The sequence below is a fragment of the Pseudomonas sp. Z4-7 genome (genome assembly GCF_051131965.1).
GTDB lineage: Bacteria > Pseudomonadota > Gammaproteobacteria > Pseudomonadales > Pseudomonadaceae > Aquipseudomonas.
The window spans coordinates 4,240,658-4,266,257 of record NZ_CP071642.1; the positions used below are offsets into that span (position 1 = coordinate 4,240,658).

General features: G+C 62.3%; 23 protein-coding genes. 11 read left to right on the forward strand and 12 right to left on the reverse strand.

Going from position 1 to position 25,600, the window contains the following annotated elements; translation table 11 throughout:
• Positions 1 to 5 precede the first annotated feature (5 nt).
• The 3 genes from J3P91_RS19005 to greB are packed head-to-tail and all read left to right on the forward strand — an operon-like array spanning position 6 to position 3,725.
• Positions 6 to 689: an ABC transporter ATP-binding protein gene (locus J3P91_RS19005; RefSeq protein WP_305499741.1), complete on the forward strand. Its 684-nt coding sequence runs from the start codon at positions 6 to 8 to the stop codon at positions 687 to 689.
• A complete protein-coding gene (locus J3P91_RS19010; RefSeq protein ID WP_434601406.1) occupies positions 689 to 3,193 on the forward strand; it encodes an ABC transporter permease in 2,505 nt (834 codons plus the stop codon). The genes J3P91_RS19005 and J3P91_RS19010 overlap by 1 nt, the downstream gene beginning before the upstream one ends.
• Before the next feature lie 34 nt (positions 3,194 to 3,227).
• Entirely contained in the window at positions 3,228 to 3,725 is a 498-nt protein-coding gene (gene greB, locus J3P91_RS19015; RefSeq protein ID WP_434572793.1) for a transcription elongation factor GreB, read from the forward strand.
• 11 nt (positions 3,726 to 3,736) lie between these two features.
• Here the strand turns inward: greB and J3P91_RS19020 are convergent, their stop codons facing one another.
• From J3P91_RS19020 to J3P91_RS19030, 3 genes are all read right to left on the reverse strand, one after another.
• Positions 3,737 to 4,045 carry a class I SAM-dependent methyltransferase gene (locus tag J3P91_RS19020; RefSeq protein ID WP_434572791.1) on the reverse strand — a complete coding sequence of 103 codons (309 nt, stop codon included), beginning with the start codon at positions 4,043 to 4,045 and terminating at the stop codon, positions 3,737 to 3,739.
• Positions 4,046 to 4,292: 247 nt separating this feature from the next.
• Entirely contained in the window at positions 4,293 to 4,730 is a 438-nt protein-coding gene (locus J3P91_RS19025; RefSeq protein WP_434572789.1) for a DoxX family protein, read from the reverse strand.
• Between the two features lie 100 nt (positions 4,731 to 4,830).
• Entirely contained in the window at positions 4,831 to 6,252 is a 1,422-nt protein-coding gene (locus J3P91_RS19030; RefSeq protein ID WP_434601407.1) for a transglycosylase SLT domain-containing protein, read from the reverse strand.
• Positions 6,253 to 6,487: 235 nt separating this feature from the next.
• Between J3P91_RS19030 and J3P91_RS19035 the strand changes: the two genes are divergently transcribed.
• The 3 genes from J3P91_RS19035 to J3P91_RS19045 all read left to right on the forward strand — a co-directional run bounded on the left by J3P91_RS19035 (position 6,488) and on the right by J3P91_RS19045 (position 9,368).
• Positions 6,488 to 7,294, forward strand: a complete 807-nt coding sequence (locus J3P91_RS19035; RefSeq protein ID WP_434601408.1) for a TatD family hydrolase — start codon at positions 6,488 to 6,490, stop codon at positions 7,292 to 7,294.
• 206 nt (positions 7,295 to 7,500) lie between these two features.
• Positions 7,501 to 8,718 carry a methyl-accepting chemotaxis protein gene (locus tag J3P91_RS19040; RefSeq protein WP_434601409.1) on the forward strand — a complete coding sequence of 406 codons (1,218 nt, stop codon included), beginning with the start codon at positions 7,501 to 7,503 and terminating at the stop codon, positions 8,716 to 8,718.
• Between the two features lie 287 nt (positions 8,719 to 9,005).
• On the forward strand, positions 9,006 to 9,368 hold the full coding sequence (locus tag J3P91_RS19045) for a terminase (protein WP_434601410.1): 363 nt from the start codon (positions 9,006 to 9,008) through the stop codon (positions 9,366 to 9,368).
• Positions 9,369 to 9,382: 14 nt separating this feature from the next.
• Here the strand turns inward: J3P91_RS19045 and J3P91_RS19050 are convergent, their stop codons facing one another.
• The 3 genes from J3P91_RS19050 to J3P91_RS19060 all read right to left on the reverse strand — a co-directional run bounded on the left by J3P91_RS19050 (position 9,383) and on the right by J3P91_RS19060 (position 11,558).
• Positions 9,383 to 10,180 (reverse strand): acyl-CoA thioesterase, encoded by a 798-nt coding sequence (locus J3P91_RS19050; RefSeq protein ID WP_434572781.1) that lies wholly within the window; start codon positions 10,178 to 10,180, stop codon positions 9,383 to 9,385.
• Positions 10,181 to 10,410: 230 nt separating this feature from the next.
• Positions 10,411 to 11,172 (reverse strand): CHAD domain-containing protein, encoded by a 762-nt coding sequence (locus J3P91_RS19055; protein WP_434601411.1) that lies wholly within the window; start codon positions 11,170 to 11,172, stop codon positions 10,411 to 10,413.
• Between the two features lie 95 nt (positions 11,173 to 11,267).
• On the reverse strand, positions 11,268 to 11,558 hold the full coding sequence (locus J3P91_RS19060) for a hypothetical protein (RefSeq protein WP_014337256.1): 291 nt from the start codon (positions 11,556 to 11,558) through the stop codon (positions 11,268 to 11,270).
• Positions 11,559 to 11,765: 207 nt separating this feature from the next.
• Between J3P91_RS19060 and J3P91_RS19065 the strand changes: the two genes are divergently transcribed.
• On the forward strand, positions 11,766 to 12,803 hold the full coding sequence (locus tag J3P91_RS19065) for a patatin-like phospholipase family protein (RefSeq protein WP_305499728.1): 1,038 nt from the start codon (positions 11,766 to 11,768) through the stop codon (positions 12,801 to 12,803).
• Positions 12,804 to 12,972: 169 nt separating this feature from the next.
• Here the strand turns inward: J3P91_RS19065 and J3P91_RS19070 are convergent, their stop codons facing one another.
• Genes J3P91_RS19070 through kdpF form a run of 6 tightly spaced genes read right to left on the reverse strand, consistent with a single transcriptional unit; the run spans position 12,973 to position 20,856 of the window.
• Entirely contained in the window at positions 12,973 to 13,671 is a 699-nt protein-coding gene (locus J3P91_RS19070) for a response regulator (RefSeq protein ID WP_305499726.1), read from the reverse strand.
• 48 nt (positions 13,672 to 13,719) lie between these two features.
• Positions 13,720 to 16,371: a DUF4118 domain-containing protein gene (locus J3P91_RS19075; RefSeq protein WP_434601412.1), complete on the reverse strand. Its 2,652-nt coding sequence runs from the start codon at positions 16,369 to 16,371 to the stop codon at positions 13,720 to 13,722.
• A 35-nt stretch (positions 16,372 to 16,406) separates the two neighbouring features.
• Positions 16,407 to 16,952 (reverse strand): potassium-transporting ATPase subunit KdpC, encoded by a 546-nt coding sequence (gene kdpC / locus J3P91_RS19080; RefSeq protein WP_434601413.1) that lies wholly within the window; start codon positions 16,950 to 16,952, stop codon positions 16,407 to 16,409.
• Positions 16,953 to 16,998: 46 nt separating this feature from the next.
• On the reverse strand, positions 16,999 to 19,053 hold the full coding sequence (gene kdpB / locus J3P91_RS19085; RefSeq protein WP_434605176.1) for a potassium-transporting ATPase subunit KdpB: 2,055 nt from the start codon (positions 19,051 to 19,053) through the stop codon (positions 16,999 to 17,001).
• Positions 19,054 to 19,063: 10 nt separating this feature from the next.
• Positions 19,064 to 20,758, reverse strand: a complete 1,695-nt coding sequence (gene kdpA / locus J3P91_RS19090) for a potassium-transporting ATPase subunit KdpA (RefSeq protein ID WP_434601414.1) — start codon at positions 20,756 to 20,758, stop codon at positions 19,064 to 19,066.
• Positions 20,759 to 20,766: 8 nt separating this feature from the next.
• The gene (gene kdpF / locus J3P91_RS19095; protein WP_003218754.1) at positions 20,767 to 20,856 is read right to left on the reverse strand and encodes a K(+)-transporting ATPase subunit F; all 90 of its coding nucleotides are present in this window, start codon (positions 20,854 to 20,856) and stop codon (positions 20,767 to 20,769) included.
• A 283-nt stretch (positions 20,857 to 21,139) separates the two neighbouring features.
• On the opposite strand from kdpF, the gene rfbB reads away from it, so the two are divergent.
• From rfbB to eat, 4 genes are all read left to right on the forward strand, one after another.
• Positions 21,140 to 22,222 (forward strand): dTDP-glucose 4,6-dehydratase, encoded by a 1,083-nt coding sequence (rfbB, locus tag J3P91_RS19100; RefSeq protein ID WP_434601415.1) that lies wholly within the window; start codon positions 21,140 to 21,142, stop codon positions 22,220 to 22,222.
• Positions 22,219 to 23,115, forward strand: coding sequence for a glucose-1-phosphate thymidylyltransferase RfbA (gene rfbA / locus J3P91_RS19105; RefSeq protein WP_434574140.1), 897 nt, complete (start codon positions 22,219 to 22,221; stop codon positions 23,113 to 23,115). Before rfbB ends, rfbA begins: the two co-directional genes overlap by 4 nt.
• Positions 23,112 to 24,005, forward strand: a complete 894-nt coding sequence (rfbD, locus tag J3P91_RS19110) for a dTDP-4-dehydrorhamnose reductase (RefSeq protein ID WP_434601416.1) — start codon at positions 23,112 to 23,114, stop codon at positions 24,003 to 24,005. The genes rfbA and rfbD overlap by 4 nt, the downstream gene beginning before the upstream one ends.
• A gap of 205 nt (positions 24,006 to 24,210) precedes the next feature.
• On the forward strand, positions 24,211 to 25,575 hold the full coding sequence (gene eat, locus J3P91_RS19115; protein ID WP_434601417.1) for an ethanolamine permease: 1,365 nt from the start codon (positions 24,211 to 24,213) through the stop codon (positions 25,573 to 25,575).
• Positions 25,576 to 25,600: the final 25 nt, after the last annotated feature.

Genomic DNA, 25,600 nt, shown 5'->3' on the forward strand with positions numbered 1-25,600 from the left:
TCTCCATGGGCTCAAGCATTCTCACCGCGAAGGACCTTAGCAAAGTGGTTCCCAGCGCGGAAGGTGAACTGACCATCCTGCACGAACTCAGCCTGGAACTGAACAAGGGCGACAGCCTGGCCATCGTCGGCGCGTCCGGTTCCGGCAAATCCACGCTCCTTGGGCTGCTGGCCGGCCTCGACTTGCCCAGCAGCGGTGAAGTGACCCTCGCAGGCCAAGCCCTCAGCGCACTGGACGAAGACCAGCGCGCCCGGGTTCGCGCCGAACACGTCGGTTTCGTTTTCCAGTCGTTCCAACTGCTCGACAGCCTCAACGCGCTGGAGAACGTCATGCTGCCGCTGGAACTGGATGGCCGCAAGGATGCCCGTGAGCGCGCCACGCAACTGCTGCAACGGGTCGGCCTCGGCCAACGGCTGACCCACTCGCCACGCCAGCTCTCGGGCGGCGAACAACAACGCGTCGCGATTGCCCGCGCCTTTGCCGCCGAGCCGGACGTGCTGTTCGCCGATGAGCCGACCGGCAACCTCGACAGCCACACCGGCGAACGCATCAGCGATCTGCTGTTCGAGCTGAACAAGGAACGCGGCACCACCCTGGTGCTGGTGACCCACGACGAACGCCTGGCCCATCGCTGCCGGCGCCTGATCCGACTTGAAGCCGGCCTGATGGTCGCGCCCCTGGAGCCTTGATGGCACGCTTGCCCCTGTTGCGCCTGTTCAGCCTTGCCCTGCGCCAGTTGCTGCGCGATGCCCGCGCCGGCGAGTTGCGCGTGCTGTTCTTCGCCCTGCTGGTGGCCGTGGCGGCGAGCACCGCCATCGGTTACTTCGGCGCCCGCCTCAATGGCGCGATGATGATGCGCGCGACCGAATTTCTCGGCGCCGACCTGCTGCTCGAGGGCAGCTCCCCTGCCCGCCCGGAGCAGATCCGCAGCGGCACCGAACTGGGCCTGGAACATGCCCGGGTGGTGGAGTTTTCCAGCGTTGTCGCCACCGACAACGGTATCCAGCTGTCCAGCGTCAAGGCAGCCGATGACATCTATCCCTTGCGCGGGGAACTGAAAAGCGCCCCGGCGCCCTTCGCCCCGGAAGAGACCGGTGGACGACCAGCCCCCGGGGAGGCCTGGGTCGAAGCACGGCTGCTGACGGCGCTGGACCTGAAGATCGGTGACAGCATCGATGTCGGCAACAAGACCGTTCGCCTCAGCCGCGTGCTGACCTATGAGCCGGACCGCGCCGGTAATTTCTATAGCCTGACCCCGCGCGTCATGATCAACCTCAAGGACCTGGACGCCACGGGCGTGGTGCAACCCGGCAGCCGGGTCAGCTATCGCGACCTGTGGCGCGGCCCGGCGTCGGCGCTGCAAACCTATCGCGACCTGGTCAAGCCAGGTCTTGAGCCGAACCAGCGCCTGCAGGACGCTCGCGACGGCAATCGCCAGATCGGCGGCGCCCTGGGCAAGGCCGAGCGCTACCTGAACATGGCCAGCCTGGTGGCGGTGCTACTGTCCGGCGTTGCCGTGGCCCTCTCCGCCAACCGTTTCGCCACTCGACGCTTCGATGCCAGTGCATTGCTGCGCTGCCTTGGCCTGTCGCGCCGGGAAACCATGGTGCTGTTCAGCCTGCAACTGGCCGTGCTGGGCCTGTTGGCGAGCATCAGCGGTGCGCTGCTGGGCTGGGTGGCCCAGTTGGGATTGTTTGCCTTGCTGCATGACTTGCTGCCCACCACCGTCCCCCCGGGTGGCCTGTTGCCGGCGATCGCCGGGATCGGCACCGGGCTGGTGGCACTGGCGGGTTTTGCCTTGCCGCCGCTCGCTGCACTGGGCCGGGTCCCACCGTTGCGCGTACTGCGTCGGGACATGTTGCCGATTCCCTCCAGTAGCTGGGTGGTCTACGGTGCGGCCCTCGGTGCGCTCGGGCTGATCATGTGGCGCCTGAGCCTGGACCTGGTGCTGACTTTCGCGCTGCTCGGTGGTGGGGTGGTTGCCGCACTGGTGCTCGGCGGACTGCTGTTGCTGGTGCTGCAGAGCCTGCGTCGGATGCTGGCCCGGGCCTCGCTGCCCTGGCGGTTGGGACTCGGTCAGCTGTTGCGCCATCCCTTGGCGGCAGCCGGCCAGGCCCTGGCGTTTGGCCTGATCCTGTTGTCCATGGCCTTGATTGCGCTGCTGCGCGGCGAGTTGCTGGACACCTGGCAAAACCAGTTGCCAAAAAACGCCCCGAACTATTTCGCCTTGAACATCCTGCCCAACGACAAGCAGGCCTTCACCGACAAGCTGATGGCGTTGTCAGCGCAGTCGGCCCCGCTCTACCCCGTGGTACCGGGACGGCTGATCAGCATCAACGGCGAGCCGGCCAAGGAGTTCGTCACCAAGGATTCGGCCGGTGACCGTGCGCTGCAACGCGACTTGAGCCTGACCTGGGCGGCGGAGCTGCCGGCGGGCAACGTCGTCACGGCCGGGAACTGGTGGCCGCAACAGCCACCGGACGATATCCCGGGGGTTTCGGTGGAAGGCAAGGTGGCCGAGAACCTCAAGATCAAACTGGGCGACCGCCTGGTGTTCAACGTCGGCGGCCTCAACCGGGAAGCCAAGGTCACCAGCCTGCGGGAAATCAACTGGGACAATTTCCAGCCGAACTTCTTCATGATTTTCCAGCCCGGTACGCTGAAGGACCTGCCGGCGACCTACCTCACCAGTTTTTATCTGGCTCCCGGCCATGACCAGCAGATCGTCGACCTGTCCCGCGCCTTCCCGGCCGTGACGATCCTGCAAGTCGAGGCGTTGCTCGAACAACTGCGCAGCATCCTGGCCCAGGTGACCCTGGCCGTGGAATACGTATTGCTGTTTGTGCTGGCGGCGGGGATGGCGGTGCTGTTCTCCGGCTTGCAGGCCACTCTCGACGAAAGGATCCGCCAAGGCGCGCTGCTGCGTGCCCTGGGCGCCGAGCGGCCGCTGTTGACCAAGGCCCGGCGCATCGAATTCGGCCTGTTGGGTGCGGTCAGCGGTTTGCTCGCGGCCCTGGGTTCGGAACTGGTCAGCCTGGTGCTCTACCGTTATGCCTTCGACTTGCCGTGGCATCCGCATCCATGGCTGCTGGTATTGCCGCTGGTGGGCGCGTTGCTGATCGGTGCGGCGGGCGTATTTGGCACTCGCCGAGCGCTCAACGCCAGCCCACTGACAGTGTTGCGCGAGGGTTGATAGACTTCGGGCCTCGCCATCACCAGAAGTTGCCATGAGCCGCTATCGTCCACCCCGTACCGCCGGCACCGCGCTGATCACCCCCGAGGGTGAAGCGCGGATGCGCGCTGAACTCCATGAACTGTGGCATGTGCGCCGCCCCCAGGTGACCCAGTCGGTCAGCGAAGCGGCGGCCCAGGGCGATCGCTCGGAAAATGCCGAATACACCTACGGCAAGAAAATGCTGAGGGAAATCGACAGTCGCGTGCGTTTCCTCACCAAACGCCTCGAAGCACTCAAGGTCGTCAGCGAAAAGCCCAGCGACCCGAACAAGGTGTATTTCGGCGCCTGGGTCACCGTGGAGGATGAGGACGGCAAGGAATCGCGCTATCGCATTGTCGGGCCTGACGAGCTGGACCTGAAGCAGAACCTGATAAGTATCGACTCGCCCCTGGCCCGCGCCCTGATTGGCAAGACGCTGGACGCTGAAGTCAGGGTCCAGGCGCCAACCGGAGAAAAGCTCGTCTACATCGTCGATATCAGCTATCCGTAGCCCGACTCGCCTCAACGGCGAGTGATCAGCCCCTGCCGTGCAACACGGGTCAAGTGCCGGATCATTTCGGCAGCGTCCGCCGCCCTCGGTGACTGGATTACCGCCAGGTCGAAACTGTCATTGGCGAAACGCGCCAGCGATTCACCGTCTTCGACAAACTGGATCAGGAAAGCCGCGGGGCCGTGGCTGCGTCGCGGCCAGCCGTCGAGATAACGCAACAGCGTAGGCTGATGGGTACCGCCCAGGAGAATTTTCGGATTGCGTTGCAGCAGGTTCGCCGTGATCGGCGCCAGGCGTACGAGGGGGCTGGGTGCGTTCATTGTGTCGTGTCTCTGCCTCAAAAGTCTGCATGGCAGGTGAGAGGCAACACCGAACCAGCGCTTTAGCGGTATTTCGAAGCCTTGTTTCATGGCTTCTGTCGATGACTGGATGAGTCACCTGGCGCCCCGCAAGTAGCTGTTTAAATCGGCGCATGAGCGGCATCCTAGAGAAGCTGACTGGCCAGTGTCAAGAATCGACGCGCACAAAAAAGGCCTGTACTGGACGGGCCTTGTTGTCTTGGGCGAGTTATCGACGGGCGATGGCGTTATCTGCCGACAGCTTGCCTGCACCTTCGATCAACACCGCGATACTGCCGGCCAGCAAGGCCAGGGCAAACTCATAACCGTTGTTGGCCATGAACAGACCGTTGCCGATGTGCACGGAGAAAATCGCCACCAGTGACAGGAAGGCCAGACCCAAAGCCGCCGGGCGCGTCAGCAGGCCGATGATCAAGGCCAGCCCGGCGAAAAACTCGGTGCCACCGGCCAGGGTTGCCATCAGGTAGCCAGGCGTCAGGCCGATGCTGTCCATCCATTGCGCCGTGCCCGCCAACCCATAACCGCCAAACAGCCCGAACAGTTTCTGCGAGCCATGGGCGGCAAAAATGACCCCGACGACGATGCGCAGGACAGTCAGGCCGTAGCCGGCGCGGGAAAACAGAACCTTGTTGATGAAAGTGCTCATGAGGTGCATTCCTTGGGAGAGATGTGTGTGGCCGCCATATTAATCAAATAATTATGAGTAAAAAGCGCAAAAAACCCACCAAACCAATCTATAAATTAGATTATTTGGTCGAAGCCACTTTCCGCTCTTGCGGCTCCAGGGATTCACGCTCTCGATCAAACGCCAGGTAATACTTGTTCACGCTATTAACGTAGCTGACGGCGCCCATGCCCACCTGCTCCATGGCTATTCGCTCGACCTGGAAAAACCACTGGTCAGGGTTCAAGCCTCGCCGCCGGGCCTCGGCTCGCATGCCTTGGACGCGTTCCGGCCCCATGTTGTAGGCCGCCAGGACAAACGCCATGCGTTCGCGCTCGTTTAGCTTGGGGCTGGAGAAGAATTTGCGGCGGATCATGGCCAGGTATTTGGCGCCGGCCTGCACATTGGCATCCAGGTCCTGGATGTTGTTGACCCCGACCCGCTGGGCCGCGGACGGCGTGATCTGCATCAGGCCGGTGGGCCCGCTGCCGCTGCGCGCGTTGGGTTGCAAAGCTGACTCCTTGAACGCCAGGGCCGCCAGGTTGAGCCAGTCCATGCCCTGGGCCTGGGCATGTTTTTGCAGCACCGGCCGAAGTTTTTCCAGGCGTTGGCGATTGGCCCGGGCCAGCGGATAGTGAACCTGGTACAAGCGTCGGTAGATACGCAGGAATGCAGCGTCCTGGTTGTCGGGGACTTTATAGGTGGTGAGGAATCGATCAATGCTCGCCCGCAGCATGGCGGCGTCGCGGCGGACGAACCAATATTCATCGCTCGGCTCGCCGATGAGCACCTGGCGGTCGAAACGCAACTTGGGCAGGATCTTGCCCCAGCGTTCGGCAATGGGTTGTTCGACGATGGTCAAGTGGAAGATCCCGCCCTGGACCATCTCCAACACGTCTTCCACCGCCAGGGTGGGATCGACCCATTCGATTTTCACCGGCGGCAACTTGAGCAACGCCAGCTTCTGGTTGATCTGGCTGACCGCATCCCCCGCCGCGCTGCCGTTGGGCAGCGCCAGGGTCTTGCCAGACAATTGCTCCACGCGCGAATAACGCTTTTCGCCCTTGATCCCCACCAGCAGCAACGGCACATCCGTGCGTATCGGCTCACTGGCGCTCACCGCATGGCCGGCTTGCGGCTCAAGCAATTCGCCTGGCGCCACCAGATCCCCTTCCCCGCGCTGCAGTGCGCCGAGCAACTGATCCTTGGCCTTGGGAATGATTTTGAGGGTGATTTCCTGGCCATCCCGGGCATGACCATTGAGGTACTGTTCGAAGGCCCGCAAGCGATGGTATTCGACACCGATGGGCTGGCCCTGGACTTCACCGGAGCTGTTGCGGCTCTGGTTGACCAACACCTTCAGCACCCGGCTGCTGCGGATCTGCGCCAGGTCACGCACGGTGCCCGGCGCCACCACTTGCAACGGTCCGGGCAGGCGTGCTTCGGCCGCCATTGGCAACAGCAGCGAACAACACAGCAGTAGCAATACCTGGGGACGAACCATCCACACTCCGGAAGGATGTTGCCGAGCCAACCCGGTGGCAAACCGTGGTTGATTCGGCAAAACAGAGCACCGTGGGGCGCTGAAAAGTGCGAAAGACTGGCACAGCGATGGCATTGATACCACCCCGACCTGTCTCGTGGCCTCAACAGACAGCCGCAACTCATTGTAGTTCTTGGCTTTTCTTATAAATCTACAGCTCTGGTATGCTTTCTGGCCTTTGGGCCGAGGTAGCACCATGCAACTCATCGATATCGGCGTCAACCTGACCAACCCCAGTTTCGCCGAAAAACACCAGGCGGTGCTTGAGCGCGCCTATGCCGCCGGGGTCTGCCAGTTGGTGCTGACCGGCACCAGCATCGAGGGCAGCGAACAGGCCTTCGAACTGTGCCAGCAGCTCGACGAGGACGGGACGCGACTGTTTTCCACCGCCGGCATCCACCCCCACAGCGCCAGCGACTGGACAGCTGACAGCGCCAGGCATTTGCACGAGCTGCTCAAGCAGGACCGTGTGCGCGCGGTGGGTGAATGCGGGTTGGATTTCAATCGTGATTTCTCGCCCCGCCCGCAGCAGGAAAAAGTCCTCGAAGAACACCTCGCGCTTGCCGTGGAGTTGCAAATGCCGGTGTTTCTCCATGAGCGCGACGCCGACCAGCGACTGCTGGAAATTCTTCGGGATTTTCGCGACCGATTGCCCGCCGCTGTGGTGCATTGTTTTACCGGTGAGAAAAAAGCGCTGTTCAGTTACCTGGACCTGGACTTGCACATCGGCATTACCGGGTGGATCTGCGATGAGCGCCGAGGCACACATCTGCATCCGTTGGTGCGGGAAATTCCCCGCGGCCGGCTCATGCTCGAAAGCGACGCCCCGTATCTGCTGCCCCGCACCCTGCGCCCAAAGCCCAAGAACGGTCGCAATGAGCCGGCCTATCTGACAGACGTATTGCGTGAAGTGGCCTTGCACCGGGGCGAAAGCGAGGAAGACCTGGCGGCCCACAGCACGGCGTGCGCGCGGGCGTTTTTCGGCTTGCCTAGCGTTTCTTGATCGTACCCCCCTGTGGGAGCGAGCCTGCTCGCGAAAGCGCTGGATCTGCTTGCAAAAGTCTTGCTGGCAGACCGCTTTCGCGAGCAGGCTCGCTCCCACCAGGGCTTGGTGACATCCATTGACCCACATCAAAACCCCGCCCCCTGACTAGCAGCAGAATACTGGCACCTTGCCAAAACTGTTTCCGCTATCAGAGAAGACCTTCCATGGGTGCCTGGCTTAGCAATATCTCGCTGAAGTACAAATTCTGGGCGGTCAATGCGGTCGCGTTTGTCACCACATTGCTGTTGGTGCTTTATGCCATGCACCTTGAACAGCAGGTCCGAGGGGTCAGCCTGGGCCAGGTGTTCGGCGAACGCTTCAGTCAATATGCCGTGGCAGTATTCGTGCTGATGCTGGCGATGTTGGGAGCATCGCAGCTATTGATCCGCTTTCTCCTCAGTCAGCTCAACACGTTGAAAGACGTGATGCTGCATGTGGAGAAAAGTGGTGACCTGTCCGCCCGCGTGCCTTTGGCCTGCAAGGACGAAGTGGGCCAGATGGCCGCTGCGTTCAATGCCATGCAGGCCGGCTACCAGCGGGTGGTCGACACCGTTGCCAGCACTGCTCGACAGCTGGATAGCGGCGCGACGCGCCTGGCTTCGAGCATGAACGATGTGCGCCAGGGCATGCTCGGCCAGCAGAGCGAAACGGATCAGGCCGCCACGGCCATCAATGAGATGACCGCCACGGTCTATCACATCGCCCAGCACGCCGGCGCCACCCGCGACCTGTCGAAAACCACCGATATCCTGGCGGGTAACGGACGGCAAGTGGTCAGTCGCGTGCAGCAATCGATCACCGGGCTTTCCACTGGCGTGCAGCAGACCGCCGAGATGATCCAGCGCCTGGCCGAAGACAGCCAGAAGATCAACGGTGTGGTCAACGTGATCCACAGCATCGCCGAGCAGACCAACCTGCTGGCACTCAACGCCGCCATCGAAGCGGCGCGAGCCGGCGAGATGGGCCGGGGTTTCGCAGTCGTGGCCGATGAAGTCCGCAACCTCGCCAAGCGGGTCCAGACCTCGACCGACGAGATCACCGCCATGGTGTCGGCCTTGCAGGCAGGCACCCGCGATGCGGTGGAGTTCATGCAGCAAAGCTCGCACAAGGCTGACGACTGCGTGCAACAGGCTTGCGAGGCCGGCGACGCGTTGCTGCAGATCACCGAGGCGGTGGCGCAGATGCGCGAGAGCAACACGCAGATCGCGGTCGCCGCCGAACAGCAAAGCCAGGTGGCCGAAGACATGAATCGGGCGGTGGTGAGCATCCGCGACGTGACCGAAAATACCGTGCGCCAGACCGTGGATTCGGCCACCACCAGCGATGAGCTGGCGACGCTGGCGGGTGAGTTGAACAGGGCGATTGGGCAGTTGAAGCTGTAATTCCGGATCTGCTGCACAGCTCTTGTGGCGAGGGAGCTTGCTCCCGCTGGGCTGCGCAGCGGCCCCAGGATTTTACGGTCGCTGCGCAACCGAGCGGGAGCAAGCTCCCTCGCCACGAGAGCGGATTCTGCTCATGAAGAAAGTCTTTATCATCAGGACACGGAGATTCACAACAGCCTTATGCCTATGACGCCTATCGTTGCGATAGCCAACCGTGATTCGCCGCCCTGCCCGGCCCGGCCTATTCTTGGGTTATTCGGATTTCACGGACTCAAGGATAAAGCATCATGGGCAAACGTCACCCCAACCTTCCGGCCTGGCAATGGCGCGCCTACCCCGAGAATCACCGCCACCCGACCAACCTGGTGTTGCATCTGATCGCGGTGCCGCTGTTCATTGTCGCGTTTCTGTTGATCGTATCGGGCGTCTTCAGCCTGAGCCTGGGCGATGTCGCCATCGGCGTGATCGGTGTACTCGCCGCACTCGGATTGCAGCGCCATGGCCATGGTCTCGAGGCGCAGGCCTCAGAACCTTTCAGCGATCGCAAGGACGCCATGTCGCGCCTGCTGGTGGAACAATTCCTGACCTTCCCACGCTTTTTCCTCAGCGGCGGATGGTGGCGCGCCTGGCGGGATCGCCACCATCACTGAATCGCCGTAACGCCTCAGCCGAAAATCGTCACCGTCTGCCGGCTCATGGCGATCAAGCGGCCATCGGCGCTCCAGAACTTCGCCGCGACATGGCCATACCCATCCTGGGCGTGCTCGATCTCGGCCAGGTACTGGCACCAATCCAATGTCGTGAGCTCAAGCAATGGCTGGACGAACTCGATGGTCCAGGTCAGCGTGCTGCCCGGCGCCATTTGCGTAAGATGGGGCAACAACGCTGGGGGCCAGGCGTCCACCAAAGCCAGGATATGACCTTCGTTCAGCGACTCCTCTTTCACATCACCACGCAAGCGCACCCAGCCGCCCATGCTTCGGGATTTGTTACCGGAAAACGGCAGGCCGCCGACGCTCCAGCGCATCGCCAGGTGCCGCATGAATTCCGGTGTCCCGCCTTTGATGTAGGGCAGTTCCTGGCATTGCTCGACGTCCTTGAACGGTGGCGCGGAATCAGCCTGTACCGCCACCACCGAGGTTCGCGATGCGCCAAAGCTGCCTTGCACCACGGTCACCACCTGGCCTTTCTGCACAGCGCGCCCCAGCACCTGGCTGACAGCCTTGCCCTCACGCAATATATCGACCTCGAAACTGACTGGGACATCCGGTTCGACCGGGCCAACAAAGGTGATCGCCAGCGACCGCACCGGGCGATCGGCCGGAACCCGGGCACGCATCGCCTCGTATTGCAGCGCCGCTACCAAGCCCCCAAAACTGGCCCGGCCCTGACCCCATTCAGGTGGAATGGTGACGGCGCCTGGCTGATGACGCACGGCATCGATCAAATCGGAAAAGCGCATGGCAACCTCGAAGAGATGGGAAAACGATGATGGATATTAACTATCCCGAGCTGGCAGTACAGCGCTCATTCCGGCCAAAGAGGCTGACAGAAAAGCCGTGTGTTCTGAATACGCCTTGATTCCCTGTGGGAGCGAGCCTGCTCGCGATGACGGTGGGTCAGTTTGCATAAGGATTGACTGATACACCGCTATCGCGAGCAGGCTCGCTCCCACAGGGATTATGGGTAGATTCAGGATTTCTCGAAGCAGCTGACGATGAGTTTATCGAGTACCCGGTCGGACTTGGCCTCGGCCTTTTCCATGGTGATCCGCCAGACCGGTACGCAGGCCCGCAAGTCGGCTTCCTGCTCGGCACGCGCCAGCCATTGCCAGCAATCATGCCAATCGCCCAACGCGCCTTGGGCGGCCTTGAGTCGGGGCATGGCCGCTTCCGGCAAGCGGTCGAGTTCGGGATAGGCTTCGATGGCATAACGCACGCGCTTGATCAGCAGGCGCAGTCGGTGGCGGTCATGAGCCGGATCGCGCAAGGCTTCGCCGAGCTTTTTCCATTGTTTGTCGAGGCGCTTTTCGACACGTTTGCGCAACCCCGCAAGCAGACCCTGGCGCTGGGCAGCGCGGATGAAGCGTGGGAACGCATCGAGGATCATCAGCAAATGCGCCAACTCCGGACTGCTGGCCACGGCGGGATAGGCCTCCGCCATTTGCAGCTGGCGTCGCTGCGCGGCCTCGGTCTTGCCGTGCTGCTGAAGGTAAGCTGCCAGCACCTCACGGTCGCGCAAGGGGGTGGTCAGGCTGCCGACTGCCGATGCGGCTGCCTCCAACTGCTCGACGCCGGGCAACCCGTGCAGCGGACGCAGCAGGCTGCGCAGACGGCGGACGGTGGTCCGCAGGTCATGCAAAGCTTCGCTGTCGGTATGGGCATCCAAGCGGGCCTGACAGGCCAGCAGGCGAACTTCCAGGCCCAGAATCCGGGCCACCAGCCGATCGATCATCGGGCGTACTCCGTACGCAGCTTCGATTTTCGAGCCACAAGCCGCAAGAAAAAGCAGTTTCGCTTCTGCTTACAGCTTGCAGCTCGCCGCTGTGTTTATCGCCCCGCGCGGGATTCGCGAATGTAGAAACGCGCCTTCTCGGCTTTCTTGGCGCAGCCCTCGAAAGCTTCGAATTGCTGCTGGGTCTTGGCCCCGGTCAGCAATGAAAGAGCCTTGGAGTAGCTGACGGTGCCAGCGAAGCCTTCGGCCTTGGCCAGGTCAAGTTCGCGCCAGGCGCTGTCGAGCTGGCTGCCGCAGCTGTCGCGGTAAGCGGTCTTGCCGGCACAACCGGCCAAGGCCAGAACCATCAGGGACGCCACCAGGGGCAGGCAGATCCGGGCTTTCATCGATAACACCTCAAGTCAGGTCAACAGTCGTGCTGGTAAGACGGTTTCGCCGGCAAAAAGTGCCTCGGCGCGGCCGCTATATTCAAGTGGGCACGAGCATACGCAAATGCTGCTGCGACGTGTCAAAAAACGACGCCTGCGCCACAGCGATTGAGCCGGCCCGTCGATGAGTGCATTGTTGAGGTCTGTTCTACAAGAGGCCTGCTCATGACAAAACGTGTCGCATTGGTATTGGGCTCGGGCGGCGCCCGGGGCTATGCCCATATCGGAGTGATCGAGGAAATCGAACGACGCGGCTATGACATCGCCTGTATCGCCGGTTGTTCCATGGGTGCGGTCGTAGGGGGGATCTACGCGGCGGGCAAACTCGAAGACTACCGCAACTGGATCGAAAGCCTCGACTACCTGGATGTGCTCCGGCTGGTGGATGTCAGCTTTCGCCTTGGGGCCATTCGCGGCGAAAAAGTCTTCGGGCAGATCCGCAAGATCGTCGGCGAGCTCAATATCGAAGACCTGCGCATTCCTTACACGGCGGTAGCCACCGACCTGACCAACCAGCAGGAAATCTGGTTTCAGGAAGGTTGCCTGCACCAGGCGATGCGCGCCTCGGCGGCGATTCCCAGCCTGTTCACCCCGGTGATGCAAGGCAACCGCATGCTGGTGGATGGCGGCTTGCTCAATCCGCTGCCGATCGTGCCGGTGGTGTCGAGCCATTGCGACCTGATCATCGCGGTCAACCTCAACGCCACCAACCAGAAGCAATACCGGTTGCCCGTGATCCAGCGCCCCGCCGCGTTCCGGCGACGCTTCGACACTCTGGTCAGTTCCCTCGGCTCAAGGCTGCCGTTTCGCCGCAAACAAGCCGAGCAACTGTTGCTGTTGGAACAGGAAGCGTTGAAGGCCGAGGCGGCCGACATCAACCCGTGGCTTGATTCGGCCGAGCCGGAAGGCCAGCAACCGGCCGCCGCGCCGGAAATCGAAGGCGCGCCGAAATCCGCCACCGGCTCTTTCATCATCGATAACGTCGGACCGGCCTCGTTGCTCGATCTGATCAACCAGAGCTTCGAGGTGATGCAGACGTCGCTGGCGCAATACAAGATCGCCGGCTACCCGCCGGATGTACTGATCAACGTGCCAAAACGGGTGTGCCGGTTCTTCGAGTTCTACAAGGCGCCGGAACTGATCGCGCTGGGACGGGAGATAGCCAGCGATACGCTGGATCGGTATGAGAGCGAGCAGAGCTAATGGTCGCAAGACTACCGGTGGCGAGGGAGCTTGCTCCCGCTGGGCTGCGAAGCGGCCCTAAAACCTGAACACTCGGTGTGTCAGGAAAAATCATGTCTGAAGTTTTTGGGGCTGCTTCGCAGCCCAGCGGGAGCAAGCTCCCTCGCCACAACAGCACTTGGCTTGAAACTCAAGCACCACCCTCCTCCAACAACCGATACCCCACGCCCGCCTCCGTCACGATGAACCGCGGCCGAGTCGGGTCGTCGGCGAGTTTCTGCCGCAGGTGACCGATGACGATGCGCAGATAATGGCTGTCCTCGACGTGGGTCGGGCCCCAGATGTCCTTGAGCAATTGTTGCTGGGTGATGACCCGCCCCGGATGCCGCGCCAGTTGCGCCAGCACCGCGTATTCCTTGCGGGTCAGGGCTACTTCGGCGCCGTCCAGCAGGACCCGGCGATAAGCCAGGTCGACCGTCAGCGGGCCGAACGTCAATGCCGCCGACGGTGCCTCGCCCGCCGGCGCCTGGCGCAGGAGCGCGCGCACGCGGGCGAGGAACTCCTGGATGCCGAAAGGCTTGGTCACGTAGTCATTCGCACCGTTGTCCAGCGCCTCGACCTTCTGTGCTTCGCTGGCGCGTACTGACAGGACCAGCACTGGCACGGCAGACCATTGGCGAAACTCGCGCAGTACCTGCTGGCCGTCCATGTCGGGCAGGCCAAGGTCGAGCACCAGCAGATCAGGCTTGTTCAACGCCGCCTGGGCCAGGCCCGCTGCGCCGGTCTCGGCTTCGAGCACCTTGTAGCCTTGCGAGGTCAGGCTGATCCGCAGGAACTTGCGGATCTGCGGTTCGTCATCGATGACCAAAAGGGTCGCGTTCTGGCTCATGGGGTCCGTTCATTTCCGTCAAGTGGCGAGAGCATAACGCAGCGCCAGTCAGGCTTCATCGTCCATGCCCGGTTGTGCCTGCAAGGGCAGGTGCAAGGTGATGCAGGTGCCGCGCCCATCGAGCCCCTCGTCGACGCTGATCCGCCCGCCATGGGCGCCGACCATGCCCTGACAGATCGCCAGCCCCAGCCCGGTGCCCTGCCCCCCACGGTCGCCGCGCGCAGCGGTGTAGAACATGTCGAAGATTTTCTCACGCTCCGGCTCGGGAATTCCGGGCCCTTCATCGGCCACGGCGAAGCGTACTTCATCAGTCGTCGCTGCGGCGCTCAACAGCAACCGACCATGGGCCGCCGAAAACCGCGCGGCGTTTTCCAGCACGTTGACCAGCGCCTGCTCGATCAGCGCCGCATGGACATACAACAGCGGCAAGCCGGTTGGCACTTCGATGCTGACCGCCAGTGGCGCCAGTACCGCCCGCAACCGGTTCAACGCACTGGCAACGATATCGGCCGGCGATACCCAATCACGCGCCAGCTTCAGCGCACCGTGGCCGAGGCGGGTCATGTCGAGCAGGTTCTGGATATAACGATCCAGGCGCTCGGCTTCGTCGCGGGTGCCTTCGAGCAATTCGCGACGGTCCTGCAGCGGGATCGCCTCGCCCAGCGCCAGCAGGCTGTCGATGCTGCCGCGCATGGAAGTCAAGGGCGTGCGCAAATCATGGGAGACGGAGGCCAACAAGGCGCTGCGCAATTGCTCGGTTTCGCCGTGCAGCCGCGCCGCTTCCAGGTCCTGCGCCAGCTGCGCCCGGGCCAGCGCCTGGGCCAGCGGCTGGCTGAGCGCCGCCAGCAAACGGCGACGCTGACCGCTCAACGGCTTGCCGTCTTTCAGGCAGACTCCCAACAGGCCCAGCGGGCCACCCTCGGACGACAAGGGCCACCACCACCAGCGCCCGGACGGCAGCGTCGCGGTGCCGGCGCCGGCCGGCTGATCGTGCTGCCAGGACCAGTCGGCGGCAGCGCGCTCGGCCTCGGTGAAGGTCAACGGTTCAGCCGTCTCGACGTGCCAGCCGTGCTGTGCGTCGCGCTTGAGCAGGCACAGTTGCAAATCGCCCTCGCTGTTGAGGTGCTGCACGGCGGCGCTGATCACGGCCTGGCGATCGGTCGCGGCCGTCAGCTTGCGCGACAGATCGAGCAGCTCAGCGGTTTCCTGCTGGGTGTCGCGCAGCGCCTGCAATTGCCGACGCTGGCGCGCCGCGAGGTTGCCGGTCAGGGCAGCCATCAAGAGGAAAAACACCAGCGTCAGTACGTCTTCTTCGCGCTGGATCGTCAGGGAGAAATTCGGCGGGATGAACAGAAAGTCATACGCCAGGAACGACAGCGCCGCACAGGCCAGCGCCGGGCCGAGGCTGCTACGCACCGCCACCAGCAACACCGCCATCAGGAATACCAGGGAGATATTGGGCAACGCAAGCAACCCGGAAACCCCCCAGGCCAGGGCACTGGCGGCCAGCGTCGCCACCACCGCCAGCGCATAGTCGAACCCGGTCTGGACGGTGCCCGGACGCAGGCGCGGCGGCGGCGGTGTTTCATCGCCGGCCAGCACGTTGATCTCCAACCCACGGGCATCGCGCAACAATCGCGAAGCCAGGCCGCCGCCGAACAGGCGCCTGCGCAAACGCTGGCGGGACTGGCCGACCAACACCAACGTGGCACGCCGTTGCACCGCGTGCTGGATCAGCGTCCTGGCGACTTCTCCCGCCCGCAGCAGCACCACCTCCCCGCCAAGGCGTTCCGCCAGTTGCTGGGCGCTCTGCAGACGCTGGCGCGAGGACTCGTCCCGTGCCGTGCCGTTGTCTACATGCACCACGCTCCAGGGCAGATGCCGGCGCTGGGCGACCCGGCTGGCGTGGCGCACCAGCCGTTCGGCCTGGTGATCAGCGTCCACGCCCACCAGCAACCGGCCCTGGACCGCCGGAGCCGACTGGCCCAGTTGCCGGTAACCCTGGGCCAGGTCGTTGTCCACTTGCGCGGCAGCGGTCTGCATGGCCAGCTCACGCAGGGCGGTGAGATTGGTCTGGGTGAAAAACGCATCGATCGCCGCGCGGGCCTGTTCCGGCACATAGACCTTGCCGTCGCGCAGACGCTCCAGCAGTTCGCGCGGTGGAAGGTCGATCAGCAGCAGCTCATCGGCTTCCTGCAAGACCCAGTCCGGCAAAGTCTCGCGCACCTGCACACCGGTGATGCCACGAACCTGATCGTTGAGGCTTTCCAGATGCTGGACGTTGACCGTGGTGAAGACGTCGATACCGGCGGCGAGCAGTTCCTGGATGTCTTGCCAGCGCTTGGCATGGCGGCTGCCGGGAGCGTTGCTGTGGGCCAGCTCGTCCACCAGCGCCAGGCTCGGGCGAGCGGCAAGCAGGCCGTCGAGATCCATTTCCTCAAGCATCACGCCGCGGTATTCCGAACGCACCATCGGCTGTTGCGCCAGGCCATTCAACAAGGCTTCGGTCTCGGCGCGCCCGTGGGTCTCGACGACCGCGGCGATGACGTTCGTTCCTTGGCGCAACCGGGTATGGGCCGCTTGCAGCATGGCGTAGGTCTTGCCCACGCCTGGGGCGGCGCCGAGGAAAACCTTGAGGCGGCCACGGTCGTTGCGTGGCAGGTTGGCTAGCAGTGCATCGGCGCGGCCGGAGTCGCTCATGCTATGTCTCTTTCAGATTTGATCAAGATACCTGTTTACAGGTTTTCCAGGGCCAGGTTCAGCGCCAGCACATTCACCACGGGCGGGCCCACCAAAGGCCGCTCGATATGGCTGTCGAGCAACTGCTGCAACGTCGATACCGGCAAGTTGCGCGCCGCGGCGACACGCGCCAGTTGATAGGCAATCGCGGCCGGAGGCAAGTGCGGATCCAGGCCGCTGCCTGAAGTGCTCAGCAGCGCCAGGGGCACCGGTCCCTGGCCGGGCACTTGCAGCCTGCCGGCGTCATCGATGACCCGGGCGGCCAGCGCCGGGTTGCTCGGGGAAAAGTTGCTCGCGCCGCTGGCGACCGTGGCGAAGGCGCCGGCCGAAGGGCGCGGATGAAACCAGGCATCGCCGGTGAAGTCCTGAGCGATCAACCGGGAACCGCGGACCTTGCCGTCGGCATCATGGATCAGACTGCCGTTGGCCTGCTCCGGAAAAGCGATTTGTGCCACGCCGGTGACGAACAGCGGGTAGGCGATGCCGGTGATCAGGGTCATCAGCAATAACAGGCTCAGGGCCGGGCGAATCATGGTGAACATTTCAAATCCTCAGTTGAAAACACATCTGTGATGGATGTCTTCAGGCTCAAACCAACCCCAACCCCGTCAGCAACAGATCAATCGCCTTGATCCCCACGAACGGCACCGCGATCCCGCCGAGGCCGTAGATCAGCAGATTGCGTCGCAGCAACGCGGCCGCACTCGCCGCCTGCACTCGCACGCCACGCAAGGCCAGAGGGATCAGCACGACGATGATCAGGGCATTGAAGACGATGGCCGAGAGGATCGCGCTCTGTGGACTGTTCAGGTGCATGACGTTCAACACGCCGAGCTGTGGATAAATCGAAGCGAACAGCGCCGGCAGGATCGCGAAGTACTTGGCGATGTCATTGGCGATGGAAAAGGTTGTCAGCGCCCCGCGGGTTACCAGCAATTCCTTGCCGATCTGCACCACGTCCAGCAACTTGGTCGGGTCGCTGTCGAGATCGACCATGTTGGCCGCCTCCCGCGCCGCCTGGGTGCCGTCGTTCATCGCCATGCCGACATCGGCCTGGGCCAGGGCCGGGGCGTCGTTGGCGCCGTCGCCGCACATGGCGACCAGCCGGCCATCGTTCTGTTCGTGACGGATGCGCGCCAGTTTTTTCTCCGGCGTGGCCTCCGCCAGCACATCATCGACACCCGCCTCGGCGGCAATCGCGGCAGCGGTCAGCGGGTTGTCACCGGTGACCATGACGGTGCGGATGCCCAGCTTGCGCAGCTCGGCAAAGCGCTCGCGGATGCCGGGCTTGACCACGTCCTTGAGGTGAATGGCACCGAGCAATCGGCCGTCCACGCAAACCAGCAACGGCGTGCCGCCGCTCTGGGCGATCTTGTCGATTTCCCGCGCCAGTACCGGCGGCAGCTCGTTGCGTGGCAGGCCGATGAAACTCAGTAAGGAATCCACCGCGCCCTTGCGATAGACGCGCCCCTGATGATCCACGCCGGACAACCGCGTCTCGGCGCTGAATGGCACTGCCGTCAGCGCGTCCAAAGCCGGCTCGGGCTGGGGATGCAAGCCGCGCAGAAACTCGACGATGGATTTGCCTTCGGCCGTATCATCGGCCAACGAGGCGAACAACGCGCCTTCAGCCAGTTCCCTGGCGCTCACCCCAGGAGCGGCATAGATCGCCGCACAGCGACGGTTGCCAAAGGTGATGGTGCCGGTCTTGTCCAGCATCAGCACGTGGACATCGCCCGCCGCCTCCACCGCGCGGCCGGATTTGGCGATGACGTTCAGGCGCACCAGACGGTCCATCCCGGCGATGCCGATCGCCGATAGCAGCCCGCCGATGGTGGTGGGAATCAAGGTCACCAACAGTGCTACCAGAAACACCAGCGGCAGGCTGCCATTGGCGAAATGGGCGAACGGCTGCAGCGTCACCACCACCAGCAGGAAGATCAGCGTCAGGCCGATCAGCAGGATGTCCAGCGCCACTTCGTTCGGGGTTTTCTGGCGCTTGGCGCCTTCGACCAGGGCAATCATGCGGTCCAGGGTGGATTCGCCGGGATTGCTGGTGATGCGTACCAACAACCAGTCGGAGACCAGCCGCGTATTGCCGGTGACCGCCGAGCGATCCCCGCCGGATTCGCGGATGACCGGTGCCGACTCCCCGGTGATCGCCGCTTCGTTGACCGCCGCGATGCCCTCGATCACCTCCCCGTCGCCAGGGATCATTTCCCCTGCGGCGACACGCACCACGTCACCTTTGCGCAAGCGGGTGGCGGGAATCACTTCAAAGCCATCCGCCGTCTGGCGACGAGCACTCAGGCCTTCGCTGCCGGCCTTGAGGCTGTCGGCACGGGCCTTGCCACGACCCTCGGCCAGGGCTTCGGCGAAGTTGGCAAACAACACGGTGAACCACAGCCACAGGGCGATCTGCGCAGCGACGAAAGTCGGCACGGCGTCGTCGGGAACCAGGCAGAGCACGGTGGTGAGGATCGCGGTCAGCTCCACCACCAGCATCACCGGCGCGCGGTGCAACTGGCGCGGATCGAGCTTGACGAAGGCTTGCACCAGCGCTGGCCGCCACAGCGCCGACAAACGGGTTTGCGGTTGTTCCGGCGCCTTGGCGACGACGGTTTTGCTCATTGGCATATTCATCATCTGTTCCTCAGAAACCCATGCTCAGGTGTTCGGCGATCGGCCCCAGGGCCAGGGTCGGCAAGAACGTCAGGCCACCTACCAGCAGGATGGTCACGGTCAGCAGGGTCACGAACAGCGGGCCGTGGGTTGGGAAGCTGTTCTGGCCGATCGGTGCGGTCTTCTTCAGCGCCAGGCTGCCGGCCAACGCCAGCACCGGCAGGATGTAGCCGAAACGGCCAATCAACATGCCCAGGCCCAGCACCAGGTTATGGAACGGCGTGTTGGCGCCGAACCCGGCAAACGCCGAACCGTTGTTCGCCCCCGCCGAGGTGTAGGCGTAGAGCAGCTGACTGAAACCGTGAGCACCAGGATTGCTCACCGCCGCGGCGGGACCGGGCAGGCTTGCGGCAATCGCGCCGAGCACCAGCACACTCACCGGCATCACCAGCAGCGTCACTACCAGCAACTGCACTTCCCGGGCGCCGAGTTTCTTGCCCAGGTATTCCGGCGTACGACCGATCATCAACCCGGCCAGGAACACCGCGATCAATACGTTGAGCAGCATCCCGTAGAGCCCGGCGCCAACACCGCCGAAAATCACTTCGCCCAGCATCATGTTCACCAGCGCGACCATGCCACTCAGCGGGTTGAGGCTGTCGTGCATCGCATTGACCGAGCCGTTGGACGCCGCCGTGGTGGTCACCGACCAGAGCACCGTGGCCGTGGTGCCGAAACGTGACTCCTTGCCTTCCAGCGGCGCGGCCTGTTCAACTGCCGCGTTATCAAGGGCCGGGTTGGGTTGGAATTCCGCCCACAGCGACGTAGCGCCGCCGATCAGGAACAGCGCCAGCATGCAGGCAATGATCGCCCGGCTCTGGCGCAGGTCCTTGACGTAATGGCCGAAGGTGAACACCAGTGCCGCCGGGATCAGGATGATCGATGCGACTTCAAACAGATTGCTCCAGGCCGTCGGGTTCTCGAACGGGTGCGCCGAGTTGACACCGAAAAAACCACCGCCGTTGGTGCCCAGTTGCTTGATCGCAATCTGGCTGGCGGCCGGTCCCAATGGAATCACCTGGTCGACGCCCTGCATCGTCACCCCGTGCACATACTGCGCGAAGGTTTGCGGCACGCCCTGCCACACCAGAAACAGCGCCAGCAGCAGGCACAGCGGCAACAGTCCATAGAGGGTGGCACGGGTCATGTCGACCCAGAAATTGCCCAACGTCGTGGCGGACTTGCGCCCGATCCCACGACACAGCGCCACCAGCACGGCCAGGCCGGTGGCGGCGCTGACGAAGTTCTGCACCGTCAGACCGACCATCTGGCTCAAGTAACTGAGGGACGCCTCGCCGCTGTAGGACTGCCAATTGGTGTTGGTCACGAAACTGACCGCCGTATTGAAGGCCTGGGTCCATTCCATGCCGGGCAGGTTTTCCGGGTTGAGTGGCAAATCCCCCTGCAACAACAGGATCGCAAACAACAGCACAAATCCCGCCAGATTGAACGCGAGCAAGGCCAGGGTGTACTTCTGCCAACTCTGCTCGGCAGTCGGATCAACGCCGGCCACCTTGTAGCAACCGCGCTCCACCGGCTCAAGAATCGGCGACAGCCAGGTACGCTGGCCCTCCATCACCCGGTAGTAAAACCGTCCCAGAAACGGCGCCGGAATCAGCACCAGGGCAAAAAAGCCGAGGATCAGCCCGAAGTCATAACCGTGCATAACCGCTCCTAGTTCCGATCCGCGCGCAACAGCGCAACCAGCAGATAAATGAACAGCGCCACTGCCAGCAGCAATGACACCCCGTCCAGAACACTCATGGGATTTCTCCGTGGTACGGCGTCATGCCGTGTGTGGGGGGGATTGTCGGCAGGGAGGGTGTAAAGGCGCGAGATCGAGGCAGGGGGTGGGGGATAAAGAATCTGTAAAAAATGGGTAATCGGGGTGGACTCGCAAGCCCGCCTCCGACGGCGTCAGTTATTTTCCCATCGACTAGGCTCTACAAATCCCGAATCGGGCCGACACTTCTATTGCGCTACCCGACTCATGCCGACAAGCTACGGTTCATGCGTCATCGACTTACTGGGAAAAGGCTGGACTCATATGCGTATCCTCATCACCGGCGGTGCCGGTTTCATAGGCTCTGCCCTGATTCGCGAGCTGATCGAGCACTCTGATCATGAAGCCCTCAACCTGGACAAACTGACTTACGCTGGTAACCTCGAATCGCTTGTCGGCGTTGCCAGCAACAGTCGCTACGAATTCGTGCAGGCCGATATCGTTGACCAGGCGACCGTCAGCGCGGTCCTGGCGCGTTTCCAACCCCAAGCGATCATGCATCTCGCCGCGGAATCCCATGTCGACCGATCCATTGACGGGCCATCGGACTTCATCCAGACCAACATCGTCGGCACCTACAGCCTGCTCGAGGCCACCCGCGCCTATTGGCAAACCCTTGCCGAGCCGGAGAAAAGTGCCTTTCGTTTCCATCACATCTCGACCGACGAGGTCTATGGCGACCTGCACGGCGTTGACGATCTGTTCACGGAAACCACTCCCTACGCCCCAAGCTCGCCCTACTCCGCCAGCAAGGCAGCCTCCGATCATCTGGTCCGCGCCTGGCATCGCACCTATGGCCTTCCGGTGTTGCTGACCAACTGTTCAAACAACTATGGACCGTTCCACTTCCCGGAGAAGCTCATTCCTCTTGTCATCCTCAACGCCTTGGCTGGCAAGCCTCTGCCGGTATATGGCAACGGCCTGCAGGTGCGTGACTGGCTATTTGTCGAGGATCACGCTCGGGCGTTACTCAAAGTGGTCACCACGGGCAAGGTCGGCGAAACCTACAACATTGGCGGGCACAACGAGCAAAAGAACATCGACGTGGTTCGGGGCATCTGCCAGTTGCTGGAAGAGCTCGCACCGCAAAAGCCTGAGGGCATCGCTCACTTTGCCGACCTGATCACCTTCGTCCAGGACCGTCCGGGTCACGATCAGCGATACGCCATCGACGCCGGGAAAATCGAGCAGGAACTGGGCTGGGTACCGCAAGAAACATTCGAGTCCGGCCTGCGGAAAACGGTCAAATGGTATTTGGAGAACCTCGAATGGTGCCGTCGCGTTCAAGACGGCAGTTATCAAGGCGAACGCCTTGGATTCATCAATAAAAAGGAGCTGCTCGCATAATGAAAGGCATTGTATTGGCGGGTGGCTCGGGCACGCGTTTGCATCCCATCACTCTTGGCGTATCGAAACAGCTGTTGCCGGTTTATGACAAACCGATGATTTACTACCCGATATCGGTATTGATGTTGGCTGGCATCAGGGAAATATTGGTTATTTCCACTCCTCAGGATTTGCCGCAATACCGGAATCTACTGCAGGACGGCAGTCAGTTCGGGGTCAAGTTCAGCTATGCGATCCAACCGTCACCGGATGGCCTGGCCCAGGCCTTTCTGATTGGCGAAGAGTTCATCGGCACGGATCCGGTGTGCCTGATTCTTGGCGACAATATCTTCCATGGGGCGTACTTCGGCGCACAGCTGCAACGGGCAGCCGAACGTCCCTCTGGCGCGACAGTGTTCGGTTATTGGGTAAAAGACCCGGAGCGCTTCGGAGTGATCGATTTCGACAGCAATGGCTGTGCCTTGTCGATTGAGGAAAAACCTCAGAAGCCAAAGTCCAACTACGCGGTTACCGGCTTGTATTTCTACGACAACGACGTGATCGACATTGCCAAGGCAGTCAAGCCCTCGCCACGTGGTGAGCTGGAAATCACTGACATCAACAATGCCTATCTCCAGCGTGGTGACTTGCAAGTAGAGCGCTTCGGTCGCGGCTTCGCCTGGCTCGACACCGGGACTCATGACAGCCTCCTCGATGCCTCGCAATACGTGCAGACCATCGAACATCGCCAGGGACTGAAAGTGGCCTGTCTCGAAGAGATCGCTTATCACAATGGCTGGATCAGCCGCGAACAGCTGCTTGAGCGCGCCCGTTATTTCGGCAAGATCGGCTACGGTCAATACCTCGCCCAAGTAGCGGGAGAGGAGAGCAACTCCGTCGGTCTGCGGCCATGAAAGTGCTTATCTGCGGCCAACATGGCCAGCTATCCCGTGAGCTGCAGCGGCGGCTGCGCAACGTCGGGGAATTGATCGTCTTGGGGCGCGACCAACTCGACCTGGCACAGCCGCAGTTGATCCGCCAAACGGTCCGAAACCTCCATCCGGACCTGGTCATCAACGCTGCTGGACACACAGGCGTCGACCAGGCGGAAAGCGAGCCAGAGGCAGCCTTCGCTCTTAATGCCGTAGCGCCCGGCGTCTTGGCAGAGGAAGCGTTTGCGCTCGATATACCGCTGATTCACTACTCCACTGACTATGTATTTGACGGCAATAAAACCGAGCCTTACAACGAAGATGACGCACCCAATCCGGTCGGCGTTTACGGCAAGAGCAAACTGGCAGGTGAGCAAGCCGTTTCTGTGGTCAACGGTAAGCACCTGATTCTTCGAACCAGCTGGGTATATTCGTCCTATGGACGCAATTTTCTACTGACCATGCAGCGGCTTCTTCAGGAAAAATCCGAGTTGCAAGTCGTGGATGACCAGATAGGTGCCCCAACGTGGACGGGCTCAATCGCTGCCAGCACCCTGGCGCTCATCGAAGGGTGGCAACGCGGAACAGCAAAATGGGGGACCTATCACCTGACCGCTCAAGGCCAGGTATCCTGGTTCGGGTTCGCCCAGGCTATCGGCGATACGTTGCAACGACAGGGCAAACCTTGCGCAACTTTGCTGCCTATTTCCTCCAGTGAGTATCCAGCGGCAGCGGTACGTCCGCTTAATTCAAGACTTGATTGCAGCCGGTTGGAGCGTGATTGGGCAATCAGCCAGCCCCACTGGAAAGCGGCGCTGCTTGAATGCCTTGATGACCAGACCGAGCTTTTCTCGAAGGGCGCCCGTTTGTAAGAGCCAGTGGTGCCACAAGTCTGCACGAGATAACGGCAAGCCGTGGCTCCAGGGCGCTGAACTGGGGCACCGAATACCACAATTCGGTGTGGAACATCCCCGATACGACCTGATTCGACCCATTACGACCGCGACTGCCTTACTGGCACGCCCACTGCACTGCCCTCTCCCCAGCGCTTTTGCTATTTATCGAGGGGAGCCACCGATGAACACACAACTCAAACCCACCCTGGGCACCCTGCACTTATGGGGCATCGCCGTTGGCCTGGTGATTTCCGGTGAATATTTCGGCTGGAGCTACGGCTGGGGAGTCGCCGGCACGCTGGGCTTTCTGGTGACGTCGTTCATGGTCGCGGCCATGTACACCTGCTTCATCTTCAGCTTTACCGAACTGACCACCGCCATTCCCCACGCTGGCGGACCGTTCGCTTACAGCCGTCGAGCCTTTGGCGAAAAAGGCGGCTTGATCGCCGGCCTGGCAACCCTGATCGAATTTGTCTTCGCACCACCGGCCATTGCCTTGGCCATCGGCGCCTACCTGAATGTGCAATTCCCGGCGCTCGACCCGAAACACGCTGCCGTCGGCGCCTACATCGTGTTCATGGGCCTGAACATCCTCGGGGTGAAACTGGCCGCGACCTTCGAGCTGATCGTCTGCGTGCTTGCCGTCGCCGAGTTGCTGGTCTTCATGGGCGTGGTCGCGCCTGCGTTCAGTTTCAGCAGCTTTGCCCTGAACGGCTGGGCCGGTTCCGACGTGTTCGGCGCCCCGGCCATCGCCGGCATGTTCGCCGCCATTCCCTTCGCGATCTGGTTCTTCCTCGCCATCGAAGGCGCGGCCATGGCCGCTGAAGAAGCCAAGGATCCGAAACGCACGATCCCCAAGGCCTATATCAGCGGCATCCTGACGTTGGTGTTCCTGGCCATGGGCGTGATGTTCTTCGCCGGTGGCGTCGGTGACTGGCGCACCCTGTCAAACATCAACGATCCCCTGCCGCAAGCCATGAAAACCGTGGTCGGTGAAAGCTCCGGCTGGTTGCACATGCTGGTCTGGATCGGCCTGTTCGGCCTGGTAGCCAGCTTCCACGGCATCATCCTCGGCTACTCACGCCAGTTTTTCGCCCTGGCCCGCGCCGGCTACCTCCCCTCTTCCCTGGCCAAACTGTCACGCTTCCAGACCCCGCACCGGGCCATCATCGCCGGCGGCCTGATCGGCATCGCGGCAATCTACAGCGACGGCCTGATCAACCTCGGCGGCATGACCCTGACCGCGGCGATGATTACCATGGCCGTGTTCGGCGCAATCGTCATGTACATCATGAGCATGCTCAGCCTGTTCAAACTGCGCAAAACCGAACCGAATCTCGAACGCACATTCCGCGCTCCCGGCTATCCGATCGTACCGGGGATCGCCCTGGCACTGGCGGTGGTGTGCCTGGTGGCGATGGCCTGGTTCAACACCCTGATCGGGCTGATCTTCCTGGGCTTCATGGCGGTGGGTTTCGTGTATTTCGTGATGACTGCCCAACTGCGCGCAGATGCGCCGGCCGATGCGATGTTGACCGGGCTATAAGGTGGACCCGGGATAACCGGCGTAG